Source organism: Polyangium sp. 6x1 (genome assembly GCF_029946515.1).
Taxonomy (GTDB): Bacteria; Myxococcota_A; Polyangia; order Polyangiales; family Polyangiaceae; genus Polyangium.
In genome coordinates this window covers 127,164-143,515 of sequence record NZ_JARZHH010000018.1, presented here as the reverse complement: position 1 = coordinate 143,515, position 16,352 = coordinate 127,164, and the positions used below count along the sequence as shown (strand labels likewise).

Genomic DNA, 16,352 nt, shown 5'->3' with positions numbered 1-16,352 from the left:
GAGAGCCGCCCTCGCCACGACGAACTAGGCTATGCTCCGCCCGCCCGCGCGGCTGCGCGAGGGATGCACGGAGGCGAGCACCATGTACGAACCGATCAAATTTCCGACGAAAAGTGGGGCCGATGCGCCGGGTGAGCTCGTGGCGCCCGAGGGCGTGGAGCGGGCGCCCGCGGTGGTGCTGATCCAGGAGTGGTGGGGGCTCAACGGGCAGATCCGGCACGTCGCCGCCCGCCTCGCCAAGGAAGGGTTCCTCGTGGCGATCCCCGATCTCTATCACGGGCGCTGGACCGTCGACCCCGCCGAGGCCCAGAAGCTCATGGAAGGCCTCGATTGGCCACGCGCGCTCGACGAGATCGGCAGCGCGGCGGCCTTCTTGAAGCAGCATCCGCGGAGCAACGGGCACGTCGGCGTGGTCGGGTTCTGCCTCGGCGGCGCGCTCTCGTTCGCCTCGGCCACCGTCGTGCCGGAGCTCGAGGCCGTCGTGCCGTTTTACGGCCTCGCGCCCTCGGACAAGTTCGATTACGCGAAGGTGAAGGCGCCGATCCTCGCTCATTTCGCGTCGAAGGACGAGTGGGCCAAGGCGGACGCCGCCCGCGCGGTGATGGAGCAGATGCATTCGCGCGGACAAACCATGGAGCTCCACGTGTACGAGGCCGGGCACGCGTTCGCGCACGAGTCGCGCAAGGACGTGTACGTCCCGGAGGCGGCCGCGCTCGCCTGGAGCCGCACCATTGCTTTCTTGCACCGGCACCTCGGCTGATCCGCGGGGCCGCTTTTCAGGTTGACTTGGTTGGAGGTTGGTCGATGTCGAATCGTTGGTTGAAACTTTGGCTTATCGCCGTTCCCTGCGCGGCGGTGCTCGGCTTCGCGGGCACGGGCTGCTCGGACGGCTCGGATGGCTCGGGCGGCGCCGGCGGCGAAGGCGGCGCAGGCGGGTCGCCGGCGAGCAGCAGCTCGAGCAGCAGCAGCTCGGGCAGCGGCGGCATGGGCGGCGCGGGCGGCGCTGGCGGCGCCGGCGGCGGCTGCGGCGATACGATGACGGATGTGCTGAACTGCGGCGCCTGCGACAACAAGTGCGCGCCGGGACAAACCTGCGCGGGCGGCGTTTGCACCTGCGCAAACACGAGCGTCTCGTTCGCCGACGTGCAGACGATCCTGACGGCGAGCTGCGCGATCGGCGGCTGCCATTCGGGCGCGGGCGCGAAGCAGGGGCTCGATCTGACGAGCGCGAACGCGCTCGCGGAGCTCGTGGACGTGCCGGCCGAGCAATGCGCGGGCGAGACGCGGATGCGCGTCAAGCCGGGCGCCCCTTCGGAGAGCTACATCATCGACAAGATGATGAACGTCGACAAATGCGCCGGAAACAAGATGCCGCCGGCCATCGCGCTCTCGAATGAGAAGATTCAGACGGTATCGGACTGGATCTGCGGCGGCGCGATGCCGTGATCTCTTGAACGGGACGGAGACCGATGTATTGCCCGCGTTGTCTCAGGCGTTTCGAGGATGAAGAGCACCGCTTCTGTCCGTACGACGGGACCAAGCTCGTCACGACGCCGGACGTATCGTTGCTGCGCGCCAAACCCACGTCCGATACGGGCGCGGTGCTCGGCGGCCGCTACGAGGTGCGAGGGCTCATCGGTCGGGGGGGGATGGCCCGGATCTACCTGGCGCTGGATCGGAACACGAGCGAGCCGGTCGCCATCAAGATGCTCGATTCGCTGCACCTCCGCGCGCCCGGCGCGCGCGCGCGTTTCGACCGCGAGGCGAAGGCGGCAAACGCGCTCGCCCATCCCAACATCGTAAAGGTGCTCGATACGGGGGAGCGGCCGGACGGCGTGCCATTCCTCGTGATGGAATATCTCTTCGGCGAGACGCTGGGAGACTGGCTACGTCGCGATACGACGATGCCGCTCCATATCGCGCTCCCGGTGCTTTCGCACACGGCCTCGGCGCTCGGGGCGGCGCACCGCGCGGGGATCGTGCATCGCGACGTGAAGCCGGACAATCTCTTCCTGGTCGGCGAGCCGGGCGAACCTTACAACACGAAGGTGCTCGATTTCGGTTTGTCGAAGCTCGAAGCGGCCAAGGCGGTCACGCAGGCGGGGGTGGCCGTGGGGACGCCCGAATACATGCCGCCGGAGCAGGTCGTCGGGGACAAGTCGGATCCGCGGTCGGACGTGTATGCGCTCGGCGTGATGATGTATCGCATGCTGGTCGGGGAGCTGCCGTTCCGCGCGGACGATTATGCGATCCTTCTGGCGAGGCAGCTCATCGTGCCGCCGCGCGAGCCCTCGGAGGTGCTGCCGGGCATCGATCGGGCCACGGAAGGCGTGATCATGAAGGCGCTGCGCAAGAAGCCCGAGGATCGGTATTCGACGATGGAGGCTTTTTGCGACGACGTCGAGCGGCTCATGGGCAAGCGGCTCGGGTCGCTGTCGGCGGGGCTCTTGCCGCGTGGTCCGGACGTGTATGAGCCGAAGGATCAGCTCTCGCGGACGGCGGCGAAGTTTTTTTACAACAAGCTGGGGATGACGCCGCCTGCCTGGAAGTGAAACACTCCCTCACCCCCAACCCCCTCTCCCTTTCGGGGGAGGGGGCAGAGATTCGGGAGAGGGGACGGCTCAAGCCGCCTTGACGAACTTCTGCAGCGATTGCGCGAGGTCGTGCGTGCGTTGTTGCTCGGGCGCGAGCTCCTGCAGGACGAAATCGCGCACGGGCGGCTCGAGCTCGTCCGTGTCCCGCATGTATCGCTTTTTGCCCTGATCCTCGCCCTCTTCCAGCGCGGCGAGCGCGGCGCGGTGGCCGAGCAGGTCGGCGCCGCGCTGCACGATGCGCGCGAACGCGCCCCACACGCCCGAGCTCTGCGCAGGCTCGCCGCCGAGCTCGCGGACCTTGTTCCGCAGCCGGTCGACGCGCCGCTGGTGGCTCTCGTGAATCTGGCGCAGCGAGCTCGTGAGGTCCGCGTCGCGCACGCTGCGCAGCGCGAGATCGTAGGTCTCGACGCTGGCGAGCTCGCCACGCAAGAGGTCGTTCAGCCGGTCGAGCGTGCTCTCCTTCGAGGGCTCGCCCGTCCGCCGGGTCGAGGGCACTTCGTCCTTGAATGCTTCCTTGGCGGACTCGGCCGCGGCGCGCGCGACGGTCGCCACCTCGCTCGCCGCGGCGGCGATGTCCCGGCCTGCGTGCCCGAGGTGGGCCTTGGCGCGCTCGATCGAGCCGCTCTCGCGTTCATCGCCGCCGCTGCGCTCGATCGGGGCGTTCTCCTCTTCGCCCTGCACCTCGTGCTCGACGTCCGTTCGTCCGCTCGACTCGGTGTCGCTGCCTTGGGGGACGTTCGTGGAAAAGTCGGGCTGGCGCTTGTCCTGGTTCATGCGCCGATCCCTGGGGCGCCCGCGCGTCCGCGTCGAGCGCGCGTCGTCCGTGACGTCTCGTGGTAGGCTCGCGTCCGTGACGCTCCTGAAAATTGCTCAGATTGGTCATCCGGTGCTCCGCCAGCGAGCGCGCGAGGTCGAGCGCGACGAGCTCGCCACGGCCGAGGTGCAAGCGTTCATCGACGACCTCGTCGAGACGATGCACGACGCGAACGGCGCCGGGCTCGCCGCCACGCAGGTGCACGTGCCGAAGCGGATCGTGGCGATCGAGGTCAAGGACAACCCCCGTTATCCCTACAAGCCGAACATTCCGCTCACGATCGTGGTCAACCCCGTGGTCGAGCCGCTCACGGAGGAGCGATTCGACAATTACGAGGGCTGCCTGTCGGTGCCGAACCTGCGCGGCATGGTGTCGCGTTTCGCCGAGGTGCGCGTGACCGGCTGGGATCGGCACGGCGCGCCGTTCGAGCGTATCGCGCGGGGTTTGACGGCGGGGACGTTCCAGCACGAGGTGGACCACCTCGACGGGAAGCTCTTCGTGGATCGGGTGACCGACACCTCGACGCTCTGCACGTGGGCCGAGTTCGACCGGTTCCACAAGCAGGCGTTCGTCGAGCGGATCGTGCCGTTCGTGAAGCGAATGGGCGGCTGATCAGCGAATCACTTCGGGACGACGATCCCGCAGGGGAACTGGACCGAGAGGGAATGGTCGCCCTGCTTGATCGTGTCGCACGCGGTGCCGAGCAGCTCGATCTCGTCGGGGCCATTGAGCCGCCAGCCGTTCATGTCGTTGTAGGGCAGCGACTTGCCATCGAGGTAGACCTGGCCCGAGGCGGCCGCGGTCTCGTCGACGATGCCATTCAATTTGAGCACGCACGAGCGCACGCCGTTGATGATGGTGTCGAAGGCGTCGATCAACGTCTGCGGGTTCAGCGCCTGGTAGAACGGGGCCTTCTCGGCGCCGCCGACGGAAAGGCCCGCGCCCGCGTTCGCCAGGTCCTGCAAATGGCCGAGGCTCACGTCGGCGCCGACGCTGATGACGAACGTGCGGACGTCCTTGCCAAACGCGGCCTGCGCGGCGGCGATCGACTCGTCCTGGCCATTTTGCGGGTTTGGCTCGGCGCAGGTGTCGGGCTCGCCGTCGGTCGCGAGCACGATGATCTTCGGCCCCGCCTCCTGGTACGCGACGAGATCCGCGGTCACGGCCGTGATGCTCTCGCCCGTCGGCGTGTCGCCCGCGGGGCTCTGCGGGCCATAGACGGCGTCGATGGCCCCGTGGTTGTTCAGCGCGAGCGGCACCTTCGCGAGCATCGGGCACGTGCCGCCCGCGTTGCCGTTGTTGCTCGTGTACAGCGCGAGCCCGAACCGGACGTCCTTTTCGAGCTTCTTCACGATCCCGTCATTCGGATCCATGAGCGTGTCGTAAAGGACGCCCCAGCGATCGCCGTTGCCGAAGCTCTCGGTCATGCTGCCCGATTGATCGATGAGCAGCATCACGGTGGGGATCTGCTTCTCGAAATTGACGTTGACGTCGGCGCAGGCGTCGGCGCCGGGGCCGGTGCCGCCCGTCGACGACGTCACGAAGTCGATGCCGCCCATGCCGCCGGATCCGCCTTCGCCCGTGGGGATGCAGTGCCCCTTGACGTTGCACGTTTGTCCCGCGGGGCATCCGGCCGCGCCGGGGGCGCAGTCCGCCGTGCAGGTGCCGCTGATCCCGCAATACAGGCCGTCCGGACAGGTGAAATCGTTCGCGCAGGTGCCGCCGCACTTGCCGGCGTAGACCGACTCGCACGGCGGCGTGCCGGTGCTCGTCGAGCCGCAGCTCGCGCCGAGCGCGGCGACCCAGGACGCGAGGCCCATCGCGAGGGCAGGCGCGAAGAGACGGCGGAAAAACGAGGGCGAGCGTGGACGAGAAGGACGCGCAAAGTTCATGGAAAGCTCCTGGGTTCGTGCCTGCCCGAAGTGTACCACCCCACCCCGCCGTCCTGCCTCGGTCGAAGGGCGCGCCGCGGGCGCTTCGAGCACGTTCGCGGCGCGCCGATCAAGGCCGCTTCGGGCGCGTGTTCGTCCACCGCACACGCACGCGACCGCCGGGATCTTGCCGCGCGATGAACGCGATCATCTTCGCGAGCTCGGGGTGCGCGAGCAGTTCGTCGACCGTGTGATACCTGGCCTCGAGCTCCTTGTTCGTGAGCACGGCGTGGACGGCGTGGTGGCAATCGCGGCAAATCGCGAGCGTCTTCTTGCCCCCGCGGCTGCGCGGCACGAGGTGATGATCCGAGGGGTGCAGATTCGGCCGGCCACAGAGCGGGCAGGGTTCGATCGAGGCCGGGTCGGGACGCATGGGAGGACGGCTGCCCATGATACACGCCGAGGCGCGGGCGCGGAGACGGGCCGAAAAATGCGGATGGTCCGTGATGACAGAAACGTGACAGGGCGCGCGAACGGCCGTGTTTGTCCTTCCGGGCGTGGAGCAGCCCACCACGCCGCAGCGTGATGTTCCGGGTCGAAGGCGCGCCATGGGCCTTTTGAGCCTGGACGCGGCGTGGTACCCTGCTCGCGGATCTCCTCGATGCAGACTTATAACCTCGCGAAATTGAGGGCGGATCAGCCGAATTTGTGGCCGCCGCTCGTGCTGCCAGCGTGTCTGCTCGCGTGCGAGGCCGCGCCCGGGACCACGAGCTCCTTCGAGCTCGCCTACTTCGCTCCGGGCGCCCAGGATCCGACGGTCGAAGGTTTTTCGCTGGTGCACGCGGCCGACGTCTCGGCCGCCGACGTCGAGGCGCTGCGCGCCGACGGGCGCGAAGATGTCTTGCACGTGGCCGCGGCCGGCGTGATCACCGCGATCCTGCGGGCGCGGAACGAGCTGCGCGTGGCGCGCGTGTCGAAGCGGGGTCCGTGGCTGGATCTGCATCTCCAGAAGCCCGACGGGCAGGACGACGGCGTGCTCGTCGCGTTCGGCACCGAGGGCGCCGATCCGGACTCTGTGCTCGCGGACGTGGTGCAGCACGTGCGCGGCGCGCCGGGTGGGCGAAAGATCGCCGGCGCCGTGGCCTTCGGCGGAGGAAAGGCCGCGATCCGGGTCCTCACATGATCACCTTCGCCTTCGGGGCCGAGGCCTGGCCGAAGAGCCTCGCGGTGCCGGACGTCGAGCGCCACAAGAGCCTCCTCATTCAGCAGGCGATGTACGCGCGGCTCACGCAGCCGGCGATGGTGTTCCGCACGCTGTCGCGCGGCGCGCTCTACTGGGAGCGGTGGCTCCTCGAGAAGGACCCGGGCCGCGGAGAGGAAGAGCGTGTCCTGTCGGGCCTCGAGCTCGCGCGCGACGCGGGCGACTGGAAAGAAGCCGAGCTCTTGCTCGCGCACTGCGAGGCGGCGCCGGACCTCGTCGGGCGGCCGTTCGTGGAGGCCTGGAGCGTGATCGTGCGGGATCGGCTGCAGGAGCAGGTCGACAACGAGCAACGGCTGGAGATCGCGTTCCAGAAGTTCCGCGGCGCGAAGAACGTGGAGGACGAGGCCGCGCGCGCGGAGCTCGCCCGCGACGTGATGGCGCGCGCGTCGGAGATCGGTCAGGTCGGCTCGCCCGTACCGGTGAACTCCCTGCTCGCCCGGATCGCCACGTCGCAAGGCTGGAACGAGGAGGCCGAGGGGTGCTACGCGGCGCTGCTCGTGTGCCGGCCGCTGTGGATCCCGTACATCGTGCAGCTCTCCGAGCACCAGGCGAAGACGGACCTGAAGCGCGCGTTCAGCACGATCGAGACGGCGAAGAGCCTGCTCGGCGCGGATTTCTGGCTCGCGACTTGAGGCGGCGCGGGTTCGTTTGAACCCCAACGAATGAGTCTCGCCGGTTGCGCCCGTGCGTGCCTGGGGTATATGCGGCGCCCTCACACGAGCGAGCTCATCCGTGAAGCGTATCGTCCTCGCCCTCGCGCTCGTCCTGTCCGCCGCCTCGGGTTGCCGCAGGCACGGGGCCGATGGGATCAACTTCGAGCACCACCACGACGTCGCCTACGAGTCCTTCGTCGAGGACGCGCCTCCGGCGGACGCGTCTCGCGTCGAAATCCACGAACAGAGCGAGCTGCCGGACGCCTTCTTCTACGACCAATATGGCCCGACGCCGGAGAAGAGGTTCATGGCCGCGCCGAGGTATCCGAGCGAGGAGCGGCCCCATCGTGTCCTCGGCATGATCTCCCTGAAGGAGCGCGTCGACGTCTCGGGGTACGACAAAGAGGGGCTCAAGGCCGCGTTGAACAACGAGGCCCTGCGCGCGCGGCGCGAAAAACTCCTCGCCGCGGAGGCGGCGCGCCATGGCGCGAACGCTCTCTACTTGACGAGCAGCATCACTGACGCCTTCGCTCCCATGCCCGTGCGGAAACGGACCTATTACGCCGTCTCCCTCGCCCCCGACCCGCCCAAATACCCCGACGTCGAGACGCTCCTCGGGCGGCTTTCGCTGGCCAAGGACGGCTACCGCGAGGTCAAACGGTTCACCGCGAAGCTCGAGGATCTGCCCGACCGCGCGCCCGAGACCATCCAGCTCAAGCGCGGGCATTGTTACATGCTGGCGATCGCCTTCCACCCCGAACCCATCGAGCGCAAGTTCAGCGAGGTCACTTCGATCAATTTCACGTACAAGGTCCCCAATCCGGAGGTCTTCCCCGGCATACCGTACAACAACGCCGCCGCCGGCGGCTTCAGCCAGCGGCGCGACGGGGATCCGAGCAGGTTTTACTCGAAGCATTTCCTCGACGGGATCTGGTCACGCGCGGGAGCCGGGGAGATCGCCTGTCCCGTCTATCGGACCCAGCCCGCGGAGCTCTCGTTCACGACCTTCGACGGCCTCGCGCTGGAAAACCCGCCCAAATTCGCGCCTGGGCGGGGCACCGCGGACTTCGTGGTCTACGAGCACAAGCTCTCCGCCGAGAAGTTCAACGAGGCGGCCTGCATACGCTGCTACCAGGTGGCGAAGGAATGCAGCTACCGAGAACCCCTGGCCGCGTGCGCCGATCTGAACAAATGCCTCCAGACGACGGGCGTGGCGCTAGGTGTTTGCGCCGAGCGATATCGCTGAATTCGCGCGAATCTGCGCCCGCGCCCCTCGGCGCAGCCCTCGCAACAGGCATACTGCAAAGCTTCAGCGGCGTATCCGGTCGCCGAACATGCCCCTCGCGCACGCGGTACTTTCGCGTAGGATCCCGCGTGGACTCATGAAGGCTGCGCGTCAGAAGCGAAGCGAGGATACGGTCCGCTTCATCCTCGAGGCGACGGATCGGATCCTCGCGCGCGAAGGGCCCACGGCCGTGACGACGAAGCGCGTCGCTCGCGAGGCAGGCGTCGGTGTCGGGACCGTCTACCACCACTTTGCCGATCGCGTGGCGCTCCTGCGCGAGGCGGAGCGGCGCGCGTGGGAGGCGGAGTACGCGGTGCTCCTCGGGCGCTTGACCGAGATCGATCCGGCTCAGATCGACCCAGAAACGGTCGAGATGGTCGCGTCGCACCTGATCGGCTTCACCGTCGAGAGAGTGCTCCAGCGCGTCGACCGGCACGGCATCTCGATGGACGACGCCGACATGCGCACGGTGATGGCCGAGAGATACGAACACACCGCGGATTTTCTGGCTCGAACGCTGGCCGTGGTCGCCCCGCGCTTCCGCAGGCCGGATCTGCGGACGAGCCTGCTCATCGCGACGGAGACGCTCGCGCTCATGTCGTGGGCCGCGGCGCATCGGCATCGTGATCGCGTGAAGAGCGGTGAATTCCAGCGCGAGCTAAGCGATATGATCCTACGGTACCTCCTCGCCGACAAAGACGAGCGATGACGGCCCTCCGGCGTGCCCGGATCGAAATCGAACACCCGATCCACGTGGCACGCTGAAACGTCCGAAAATCACAGCGGATTCGTCGTGCTCGCGAAGTCGAACGCGGCCCGCGCCGGAGAGGGCGTGCATTGACAGGTGTGCGCATCGTCCCGTAATGAAGTGCTCCGTCGTCTCGCCGTCGACGTCGTCGCGCCGAGATTGCGGAGCATGGCTTTTCATTGGGGACGGGCGGAGCAGCGCCATCCGTTGCAACCGCCCGAGGAGATGCGCATGAAGAAGCTGGCGAACGTTCATGCCGGCGGATGGATCGCCGTTCTCGCCTGCACGGCGGTGAGCTGCGTGGGTACCATTGGCGGCTCCGATCCTTCGGAAAACGAGGGGACTCGGCTCACGTATGCCTGCACCGAGCAGCGGAAGCTCGCGCGCGGCGTCACCTTCGACCACACGCGTCGACTGTCGCACGCCGAGCTGGTCCATACGCTGGGTGCGCTGCTGGGCGAGTCCATCATCGGAGACGCCGAGATTCAGACGAAATTGTCCGGGTTGCCGGCCGACGAGATGGTGATCGCCGGTGACTTCACGGACAACCCTCCCGTGGGCACGGCGCTCGCGCTTTCCCAGGTGTCGAAGCGCGCCGTCGAGCTCGCGATGGCGAGCCCCACGTGGAAAACCGATCACCTGCCGAGCTGCGCCGGCACGAGCCCGCTCACCGACGCTTGTGTGGAGGAGGTCGTGGAGCAATTCGGCGGCCAGGTCTGGCGCCGCGATCTCAGCTCCGACGAGGTGCAGTCGTACCTGAGTTACTATCACGAAGCCGGCGCGGATATGGGGGGGCTCTCGTACCTCTTGCGTCGACTGCTGCAGTCGCCCTCTCTGGTGTTCCACATCGAGGAAGGCGCCGAGATCAAGAACGGCCGGATTCGCCTCACCGATTTCGAGGTGGCCTCGCGCATCTCGTACCTCACGCAGAACACCATGCCCGACGACGCGCTCATGGCGGCGGCGCGCAGCGGAGAGCTTCAATCCCTCGAGGGCGTGCGAGCGCACGTGGAGCGCCTGCTCGCCGGGGAGAAGGCGCACCTCAAGGTGCGCGACTTCTTCCGCTATTACGCGCGCCTCGGCACCGTGCCCGATCCGATGCCCGCGGTGGGCGCGCAGATCGGCATCCCCGATACCTCGGGGCTCGGGGACGAGATGAGGCAGGAGGCGTTCGACTTCTTCGAGCACGTCTTCTGGTCGGACGAGGGCACGTTCCACGAACTGATGACCTCGAGCGCGGCTTTCCCGCGGTCCGAGGCGATGGCTCGAATCTTCGATACGGAGGTGGTGTCGAGCGAGGCGCCGGTCGCCAGCGCAGCGTCACACCCAGGGCTGCTGCACCGCCCCGCGCTGCTGACGAACGCTGGCGGGCGCACGAGCCCCATCGTGCGCGGCGCGCGCCTGCGGAAAGCGTTCCTTTGCGACGAGCTGGGGATGCCGGACCCGGCGGCGGTCGCGGAGCGCAAGAGCGAGGTCGGCGACATCGAAAACATGAGCAATCGCGACAAGACGATGAAGCTCACCGATGCGCCCGCTTGCATTGCCTGCCACGCGAGAGTCAACGGGATCGGGTTCGCCTTCGAGGGGTTCGATCAGCTCGGCGCGACGCGGAGCGAGGAGCTCGTGTTCAATGAACAGGGCGAGCCCGGAGCAACCTGGCCCATTGATACCACGGCACAGGACCCGGAGCTCGAGCCCGGGGGGCCGGAGCGATTGAGCGACTCGGTGGAGCTCGCGCTCGCCATGTCCGAGAGCTACAAAGCCCGGGCCTGCATCTCGCGTCGACTCTTCGAGTATTACCACGCGAGCACCGTCGACATTGCCAACGACAGCTGCATCCTCAGCGAGGGAGAGGCTCAAAGTCAAAGCGGCACGCTTCAATCCGTGCTGATCGCCACCATCGCCAACGAAGACATTTTCTGGAAGCAGGAGCCCTGAGGACGCCATGAAATACAACCCGAAAAGCCGACGATTGTTCCTGTGCGGCGCGGGGGCGGCCCTGGTGCTGCCGGCGCTGCGCTCGTTGATGCCGAGGGAGGCGTACGCGGGGCCCGAGACCACGCCGCCTCGATACATCCAGGTCTTGAACCCCTACGGTCCGAACGCCCCGCTCTACTACGGCGCATTGAAGGCCAACCAAAACATCGAGCCGTTCGTCAACGTGAAGGCCCTGAGCGAGCTCCCGGGCGCCATCTCGCCCATCCTCGGGGACGCGTTCACGCCCTTCACGAGCAAGCTCTCGGTGCTGCGCGGGATCGACGTGCTGGCCGAAAACTGGAACCATCAATACTGCTTCCCCACCTGCGCCTCCTCGTACGCGGCGGGCCTCGACAATGACGAGGCGCCACCGACCAGCGGCCAGGAGTCGATTGATGTGATGCTGTCGAACTCGGCAAAGGTGTACGGGCCCGAGGTGCCTGCGGTGCGGCGCCTGGTGGTCCTCAACCCGGTCATCACCGACGACTACAGCAAGAACCGCTCGTTCTCGTGGCGTTCGGCGAACGGGAAGCTCGAGATGATTCGGCCCGTGAAGCAGACCCAGGCCTTCTTCGATGCTTTCGCTTCGGGCTTCGGTGGCGTGGCCGAAGGCGACCCGCGCGAGACGGCCCTCTTGCAGGCCGTGTACGCCGACTACAAGAAGGTGCGCGACAGCAGCCGCATCTCGGCGGCCGACAAGCAGAAGCTCGAATCGTACATGTCGCTCGTCGCCGACATCCAGAAGGGAGCCGGCACGTGCACACCCGCAATGCAGGTGGACGAGGTCGACATCGAGGCCGTGATCACCAATCAGTTCCGCATCCTCGCGGCGGCCATGGCCTGTGACCTGACGCGCGTCGCCAGCATCACGCTCGGCATGTCCATGGGCACCTACCCACGTCACGAGCAGCACCACAAGATCTATGGGAAGACCATGTCGGGTGAAACCGCGTCGGAGCTGGCGGTCGACCTGAAGCTCACCGGAAGCCGCGTGGCGAGGCTGCTCGGCATCCTCGACGCGGTGACGGAGTCTTCGGGCACATTGCTCGACAATTCGCTCGTCTACTGGGCCATGCAATACGGCTGCGTCGTGATCGGAGGGGAGCACAGCGCCAACGGAATGCCCGTGATGGTCGCCGGCGGCGCCGGCGGCAAGCTGAAGCAAGGCCACTACATCGATTTCCGGGAGCCGGCGAGTGAAACGCTCCACGATGACAGCCGGCGCGGGATTCCGATGAACAACCTCCTCGTGACGTTCATGAACTGCATGGGCCTGTCGTCGGAGGACTACGAGGCGACGTCCGGGAAGGGCTATGGGAGTTATCCTCCGAACGCCCTCGCAAAAAAGCCGAATGGCGCCTTCTGGGACACCACGGCCGGTCGCCGGTCGCCGGTGCCCTTCCTGTACACCGGCGAGGCAATGGGCTGAGCGCCTCGGCCCCCCGACGCCCCGTGCCTCGTCAGGTCACGGGGCGTCGGCGCCCGCATCCATCGGCTGGGTGCCGCAATCGGCCGGAACCCCGCTGCCCGGGGCGAGGACGTCCACGCCGTCGAAGCAGATGTTCTCCGGCCCCTTCGCATAATAGGTGTCGAGGAACGCGCCGAGCGCGGCCGTGTCGAGGCAATCGGCGCGGAGGAGCGCGCCCCACCCGGCGGCGGCGAAGCGGACGTCGAGCTCGGGGTCGGGCACGACGATGATGCGCGCCTTCAAGGGCGCGGCGCAGAGCGGATCGGCCGGGCGCGCGTCGAGGAAGGCCGCGAGGGTCGCAAGCTCGGACGCGCAGCCGCCCTCGCAATGGTACGAGATGACGACCGCGCCGTGCTCCATCGAATGGACGAGGAAACCACGCGGGACGGGGGCGTCATACCATTTGAATGCGGCCCACGAGGGATAGTGCGGGCCCGAGGTCGGAGGGTTCGTCGAATACACGACGGGGGAGCACATCGCGACGTGCGGGGATGGGAGGATGGGCACGGCCATCGTGGTGACGGGGCACGCGCCGGCGTCGCTCGGGCCGGCGTCGGGCTCGTTGCCGCCGACGCCGCCGCTTCCGCCGGAGCCACCGCTGCCGCTTCCGCCAACGCCGCCGCTTCCGCCGGAGCCACCGCTGCCGGTTCCACCAACGCCGCCCGCGCCGCCGCTTCCGCCTCCGGTGCCGCCGACGCCGCCGCTTCCGCCGCTTCCGCCTCCGGTGCCGCCGACGCCGCCGCTTCCGCCGACACCGCCCGCGCCGCCGCTTCCGCCGCCGCCCTGCCCTCCCGCGCCGCTCGACGAGGAGGACGACGCAGACGACGAGGACGACGACGCAGACGACGCATCCGCGCCAGCGTCCACCGGCGCAGGAGACACCGTCTCGACCGGCGAGCACGCGAACACGACGACGGGGAGCGCGAGCGCAGAAAGGAGCACGACGCTCCGCAAAAACGAGCGGTCTCGGCGGCGAATCACCCCCGAGACGTTATCAGGCTGGCGCCCCCGTCGGGCTCGGTTTTCAGATGCCGCCGCGCGTGCGCGCCTCGCGCTCGAGCTGCTCCTGGTACTCCACGCTGAAGCGCGCCCAGGGCCGCGACCGCAGGCGCGGGAAGCCGATCGGCTCGCCCGTGCCCTCGCACAGGCCGTACGTGCCGTCGTTGAACTTCGCGAGCGCGCGGTCGATCTCCGAGAGGAGCTGCACGTCCCGTTCGAGCAGGCGCGAAGCCATCGCCGTCGCGCCCTCGATGTTCGCCTCGTCCATCTCGTCGCCGACCTCGCGGCCCGTGTCGCGCTCTTGCTCCTGGCGCGTCTCGATGCTCGCCAGAATCTCCGCGCGCCGCGCGTCCAGCAAGCCGCGCAACTCCTCGCGCTGCTCTTGCGTGAGCTCGGGTTGCTCGTCGTTCGACTCGGGGTTCAGCGCTCCCGCGCGCGTCACCGGCCTCGCACCGGGCCCTCGCGGCGCGATGCTCCCGATCCCTACTCCCTTTCGAGCGTCCATGGTCCCCTTTGCGGTTCGGCGATGTTTTCCGGACGAACGGCAAGGGACATGCCCCTCGCCCTGCGCACGAATCGCACGTCGCGTTGAAGACGGGGAGCCTAGCAGGCTCAGCGGCGCGCGCCGGTCCCGAGCGTCTTGATCAGCCAGCCGATGTCCTCGAAGGTCGCCTTCGAAGCCGTGACGGTGACCTCGCCGCGCGGTGCGTCCACGGTGCCCGTCGAGCTCGACGTGATGAAGATGGGCGTGTCGCCCTGGTGCGGCAGCGTCGTGACGGCGCGCATGAGCTGCTGGATGCGAGCATCCTCGCGAGGGCCGAACACTTCCTTCATGCGATCGAGGCTCTTGACCAGCGGGCCCATCGAGAGGAAGCCCGCGCCCATGAAGGTGCCGCGGCGGAGCGGCTCGAGATCCGTGCGCGACGCGATCGTCCCCGCGTCGGGCGCGCCGGTCTTCACCGCGAGCAGGCGCTTGACGAGCCCGTCCGGCTTACCGCCCCCGACGGCGATCCACGTGCGCGACTTGCCGTCGGTCATGAGCAGGACGTGCACCTCGAAGGTGACGAGGTCCTTCTGCGTGGCGCCCTTGATCTCGAGCAGCGCGGCCGGGACGTTCTCGATCCTGATCGAAAGATCCAGCGAGTCGGACCCGAGGGCCGCGGGGCCAGGGCCGACCTTCACCTTGGGAATCGCCTTCGCGAGCTCCGGGCCGAGCTCCTTGCGCAGCGGATCCTGGAAGCCCTTGCGGTTGTAGACATCCGCGATCTTGCGGAGCTGTTTGCCGAGGTTCGCCGAGCCTTCCTCGTAGCCGGCGAGGCCCCAGCCGATCCAGCCGTTCACCATGGCATCGGCCTCTTGCTGCGGCGTGCGCTTGCCCTTGACCTCCGGGACCTCGATGCGGCCGCTCGCCGAGACCGTCTCGACGTCCTTGCCCATGGGCCAGTCGAAGAGCTCTCCGACCGCGCGATGATCGGCCTCGGAGCCGATGTTCAGCTTCGCGAGGATGCCTTCGGCGAGGAGGCGCGCGGTGCGCAGGATCGGCTGGAAGCGCTTCGGATCGGTGCCGCGGCCGTACAAGACGCTCGCGCTGTCCTTCGGCGCGCGCCAGAAAATCGCGGGCGGCGGGCCGGCGCGCTCGGGACGCTCGCCCATGAGGCCGCTCACCCAGGAGTTTTTCCCGCGCATCGAGAGCGCGACGCTCCCGCGCAGGCACGTCGCCGGATCCATGGCCACGTCGAACGTGAGTTTGTCCGCGTCCTGCGCGAAGGCGACGACCTCGTCCGCGAGGCCCGTGGCGGCGTCGACGATCGCGCGATCGAACTTGGGCTCGCCGATCGCGAGCTCGGCCTGCGCGATCACGGGCAAACCTTGCACCTGCGTGCGGAGGAGCGAGCCGTACCGGGCCTCGGCCGGCGCGAAGCGCACTTCGAGGTGCATGTCCGAAGCGGCGCCGGCCTTCGCCGGCAACGTGCGCGTGAGGTACGGCGCGAGCGTGGTGACGTCCTTCTCCTTCGGCCCGCACACGAGCCGCGCGGGCGTCGCGCCCGCGGACGCGGCGATCACGCACGTCGCGCTCGACCTGCCGCCGATGCGGAACATGCCGGGGCCGAGCTCCGTCACGGGGCCCGCGCCCTCGACGGCCATTTTCGCCTTTTCGAGCGAGGTGAGGCCGAGCGAGAAGGCCACGAAGGCGCCGGCGCGCTTCGACTGCGTCTCGAGCGAGGCCACGGCGAAGACGGGCGCGTCGAGCGAGACGGCGGCCGCGAGGCCACGCACGTCGGCGTTGCTCGACACGACGTCGCGCAAGACCTTCCGCAGCTCGCCCTCGACGCCGCCCATGAGCGGCTCCGGCGGGATGGCCGCGCAGCTCCCGAATGCGTTCAGCGTCGCCGCGGGGTTTTTCCAGCCGAAGAACGCGACGACGTCCTCGGGCTCCGGCACCGGCGAGAGGTCGTAGGCCGTCTCGGCAGGCGTGGGGGCGGCGACTTGCGCGGCGCCCTTTTCCTTCGAGGTATCGGCCGGCGTCTTCGTGGGTTCGACGGTCGCGGGGGACGGGCCACACGCGAGGGCGAGGAGGGCAAAGGCCGGAAGGAGCGACGTGCGCATGGGCCGCTTTATACGGCGAGCCAGAGCGGGCGTCGAGAAGAGCCAGATTCACGCGCGGGCTCGGGCTTGCCTTCC

Annotated in this window: 16 protein-coding genes; 10 read left to right on the top strand and 6 right to left on the bottom strand. The window is 68.2% G+C overall.

Translation table 11 applies throughout. The annotated features are described in order from the left end of the window. The first annotated feature begins 82 nt into the window (after positions 1 to 82). From QHF85_RS19170 to QHF85_RS19160, 3 genes are read left to right on the top strand one after another with little or no spacing between them, the layout of a single operon-like run. Positions 83 to 760 carry a dienelactone hydrolase family protein gene (locus QHF85_RS19170; RefSeq protein ID WP_281328671.1) on the top strand — a complete coding sequence of 226 codons (678 nt, stop codon included), beginning with the start codon at positions 83 to 85 and terminating at the stop codon, positions 758 to 760. 59 nt (positions 761 to 819) lie between these two features. Beyond that, positions 820 to 1,446 carry a hypothetical protein gene (locus tag QHF85_RS19165; protein WP_281328670.1) on the top strand — a complete coding sequence of 209 codons (627 nt, stop codon included), beginning with the start codon at positions 820 to 822 and terminating at the stop codon, positions 1,444 to 1,446. A gap of 23 nt (positions 1,447 to 1,469) precedes the next feature. Beyond that, a complete protein-coding gene (locus QHF85_RS19160) occupies positions 1,470 to 2,552 on the top strand; it encodes a serine/threonine-protein kinase (protein ID WP_281328669.1) in 1,083 nt (360 codons plus the stop codon). Positions 2,553 to 2,621: 69 nt separating this feature from the next. Here the strand turns inward: QHF85_RS19160 and QHF85_RS19155 are convergent, their stop codons facing one another. Continuing rightward, positions 2,622 to 3,368, bottom strand: coding sequence for a DUF2383 domain-containing protein (locus QHF85_RS19155; RefSeq protein WP_281328668.1), 747 nt, complete (start codon positions 3,366 to 3,368; stop codon positions 2,622 to 2,624). A 76-nt stretch (positions 3,369 to 3,444) separates the two neighbouring features. On the opposite strand from QHF85_RS19155, the gene def reads away from it, so the two are divergent. Continuing rightward, positions 3,445 to 4,020 (top strand): peptide deformylase, encoded by a 576-nt coding sequence (gene def, locus QHF85_RS19150; protein WP_281328667.1) that lies wholly within the window; start codon positions 3,445 to 3,447, stop codon positions 4,018 to 4,020. Between the two features lie 8 nt (positions 4,021 to 4,028). Here def and QHF85_RS19145 read toward each other — a convergent pair whose 3' ends face one another. Both QHF85_RS19145 and QHF85_RS19140 read right to left on the bottom strand, forming a co-directional pair. Continuing rightward, on the bottom strand, positions 4,029 to 5,300 hold the full coding sequence (locus QHF85_RS19145) for a vWA domain-containing protein (protein WP_281328666.1): 1,272 nt from the start codon (positions 5,298 to 5,300) through the stop codon (positions 4,029 to 4,031). A gap of 109 nt (positions 5,301 to 5,409) precedes the next feature. Further along, positions 5,410 to 5,712 carry a hypothetical protein gene (locus QHF85_RS19140; RefSeq protein ID WP_281328665.1) on the bottom strand — a complete coding sequence of 101 codons (303 nt, stop codon included), beginning with the start codon at positions 5,710 to 5,712 and terminating at the stop codon, positions 5,410 to 5,412. 228 nt (positions 5,713 to 5,940) lie between these two features. Between QHF85_RS19140 and QHF85_RS19135 the strand changes: the two genes are divergently transcribed. The 6 genes from QHF85_RS19135 to QHF85_RS19110 all read left to right on the top strand — a co-directional run bounded on the left by QHF85_RS19135 (position 5,941) and on the right by QHF85_RS19110 (position 12,632). Further along, the gene (locus QHF85_RS19135; RefSeq protein WP_281328664.1) at positions 5,941 to 6,462 is read left to right on the top strand and encodes a hypothetical protein; all 522 of its coding nucleotides are present in this window, start codon (positions 5,941 to 5,943) and stop codon (positions 6,460 to 6,462) included. Further along, positions 6,459 to 7,172, top strand: coding sequence for a hypothetical protein (locus tag QHF85_RS19130; RefSeq protein WP_281328663.1), 714 nt, complete (start codon positions 6,459 to 6,461; stop codon positions 7,170 to 7,172). The genes QHF85_RS19135 and QHF85_RS19130 overlap by 4 nt, the downstream gene beginning before the upstream one ends. Positions 7,173 to 7,272: 100 nt before the next feature. Next, positions 7,273 to 8,439: a hypothetical protein gene (locus QHF85_RS19125; protein WP_281328662.1), complete on the top strand. Its 1,167-nt coding sequence runs from the start codon at positions 7,273 to 7,275 to the stop codon at positions 8,437 to 8,439. 136 nt (positions 8,440 to 8,575) lie between these two features. Continuing rightward, positions 8,576 to 9,187 carry a TetR/AcrR family transcriptional regulator gene (locus QHF85_RS19120; RefSeq protein WP_281328661.1) on the top strand — a complete coding sequence of 204 codons (612 nt, stop codon included), beginning with the start codon at positions 8,576 to 8,578 and terminating at the stop codon, positions 9,185 to 9,187. Between the two features lie 270 nt (positions 9,188 to 9,457). Next, positions 9,458 to 11,164, top strand: coding sequence for a DUF1592 domain-containing protein (locus QHF85_RS19115; RefSeq protein WP_281328660.1), 1,707 nt, complete (start codon positions 9,458 to 9,460; stop codon positions 11,162 to 11,164). 7 nt (positions 11,165 to 11,171) lie between these two features. Continuing rightward, positions 11,172 to 12,632, top strand: coding sequence for a DUF1552 domain-containing protein (locus QHF85_RS19110; RefSeq protein WP_281328659.1), 1,461 nt, complete (start codon positions 11,172 to 11,174; stop codon positions 12,630 to 12,632). 36 nt (positions 12,633 to 12,668) lie between these two features. Here QHF85_RS19110 and QHF85_RS19105 read toward each other — a convergent pair whose 3' ends face one another. The 3 genes from QHF85_RS19105 to QHF85_RS19095 all read right to left on the bottom strand — a co-directional run bounded on the left by QHF85_RS19105 (position 12,669) and on the right by QHF85_RS19095 (position 16,277). Then, positions 12,669 to 13,652 carry a DUF3105 domain-containing protein gene (locus QHF85_RS19105; protein WP_281328658.1) on the bottom strand — a complete coding sequence of 328 codons (984 nt, stop codon included), beginning with the start codon at positions 13,650 to 13,652 and terminating at the stop codon, positions 12,669 to 12,671. Positions 13,653 to 13,695: 43 nt separating this feature from the next. Next, positions 13,696 to 14,112 (bottom strand): TraR/DksA family transcriptional regulator, encoded by a 417-nt coding sequence (locus QHF85_RS19100; protein ID WP_281328657.1) that lies wholly within the window; start codon positions 14,110 to 14,112, stop codon positions 13,696 to 13,698. Between the two features lie 170 nt (positions 14,113 to 14,282). Continuing rightward, on the bottom strand, positions 14,283 to 16,277 hold the full coding sequence (locus QHF85_RS19095; RefSeq protein ID WP_281328656.1) for a hypothetical protein: 1,995 nt from the start codon (positions 16,275 to 16,277) through the stop codon (positions 14,283 to 14,285). Between the last annotated feature and the right edge of the window lie 75 nt (positions 16,278 to 16,352).

Excerpts from the sequence above, each read along its gene's own strand:
- QHF85_RS19170 (WP_281328671.1), top strand. The coding sequence starts at position 83 with ATGTACGAACCGATCAAATTTCCGACGAAAAGTGGGGCCGATGCGCCG.
- QHF85_RS19160 (WP_281328669.1), top strand. The coding sequence starts at position 1,470 with ATGTATTGCCCGCGTTGTCTCAGGCGTTTCGAGGATGAAGAGCACCGC.
- QHF85_RS19155 (WP_281328668.1), bottom strand. The coding sequence starts at position 3,368 with ATGAACCAGGACAAGCGCCAGCCCGACTTTTCCACGAACGTCCCCCAA.
- QHF85_RS19145 (WP_281328666.1), bottom strand. The coding sequence starts at position 5,300 with ATGAACTTTGCGCGTCCTTCTCGTCCACGCTCGCCCTCGTTTTTCCGC.
- QHF85_RS19140 (WP_281328665.1), bottom strand. The coding sequence starts at position 5,712 with ATGCGTCCCGACCCGGCCTCGATCGAACCCTGCCCGCTCTGTGGCCGG.
- QHF85_RS19135 (WP_281328664.1), top strand. The coding sequence starts at position 5,941 with ATGCAGACTTATAACCTCGCGAAATTGAGGGCGGATCAGCCGAATTTG.
- QHF85_RS19130 (WP_281328663.1), top strand. The coding sequence starts at position 6,459 with ATGATCACCTTCGCCTTCGGGGCCGAGGCCTGGCCGAAGAGCCTCGCG.
- QHF85_RS19120 (WP_281328661.1), top strand. The coding sequence starts at position 8,576 with ATGAAGGCTGCGCGTCAGAAGCGAAGCGAGGATACGGTCCGCTTCATC.
- QHF85_RS19115 (WP_281328660.1), top strand. The coding sequence starts at position 9,458 with ATGAAGAAGCTGGCGAACGTTCATGCCGGCGGATGGATCGCCGTTCTC.
- QHF85_RS19110 (WP_281328659.1), top strand. The coding sequence starts at position 11,172 with ATGAAATACAACCCGAAAAGCCGACGATTGTTCCTGTGCGGCGCGGGG.
- QHF85_RS19095 (WP_281328656.1), bottom strand. The coding sequence starts at position 16,277 with ATGCGCACGTCGCTCCTTCCGGCCTTTGCCCTCCTCGCCCTCGCGTGT.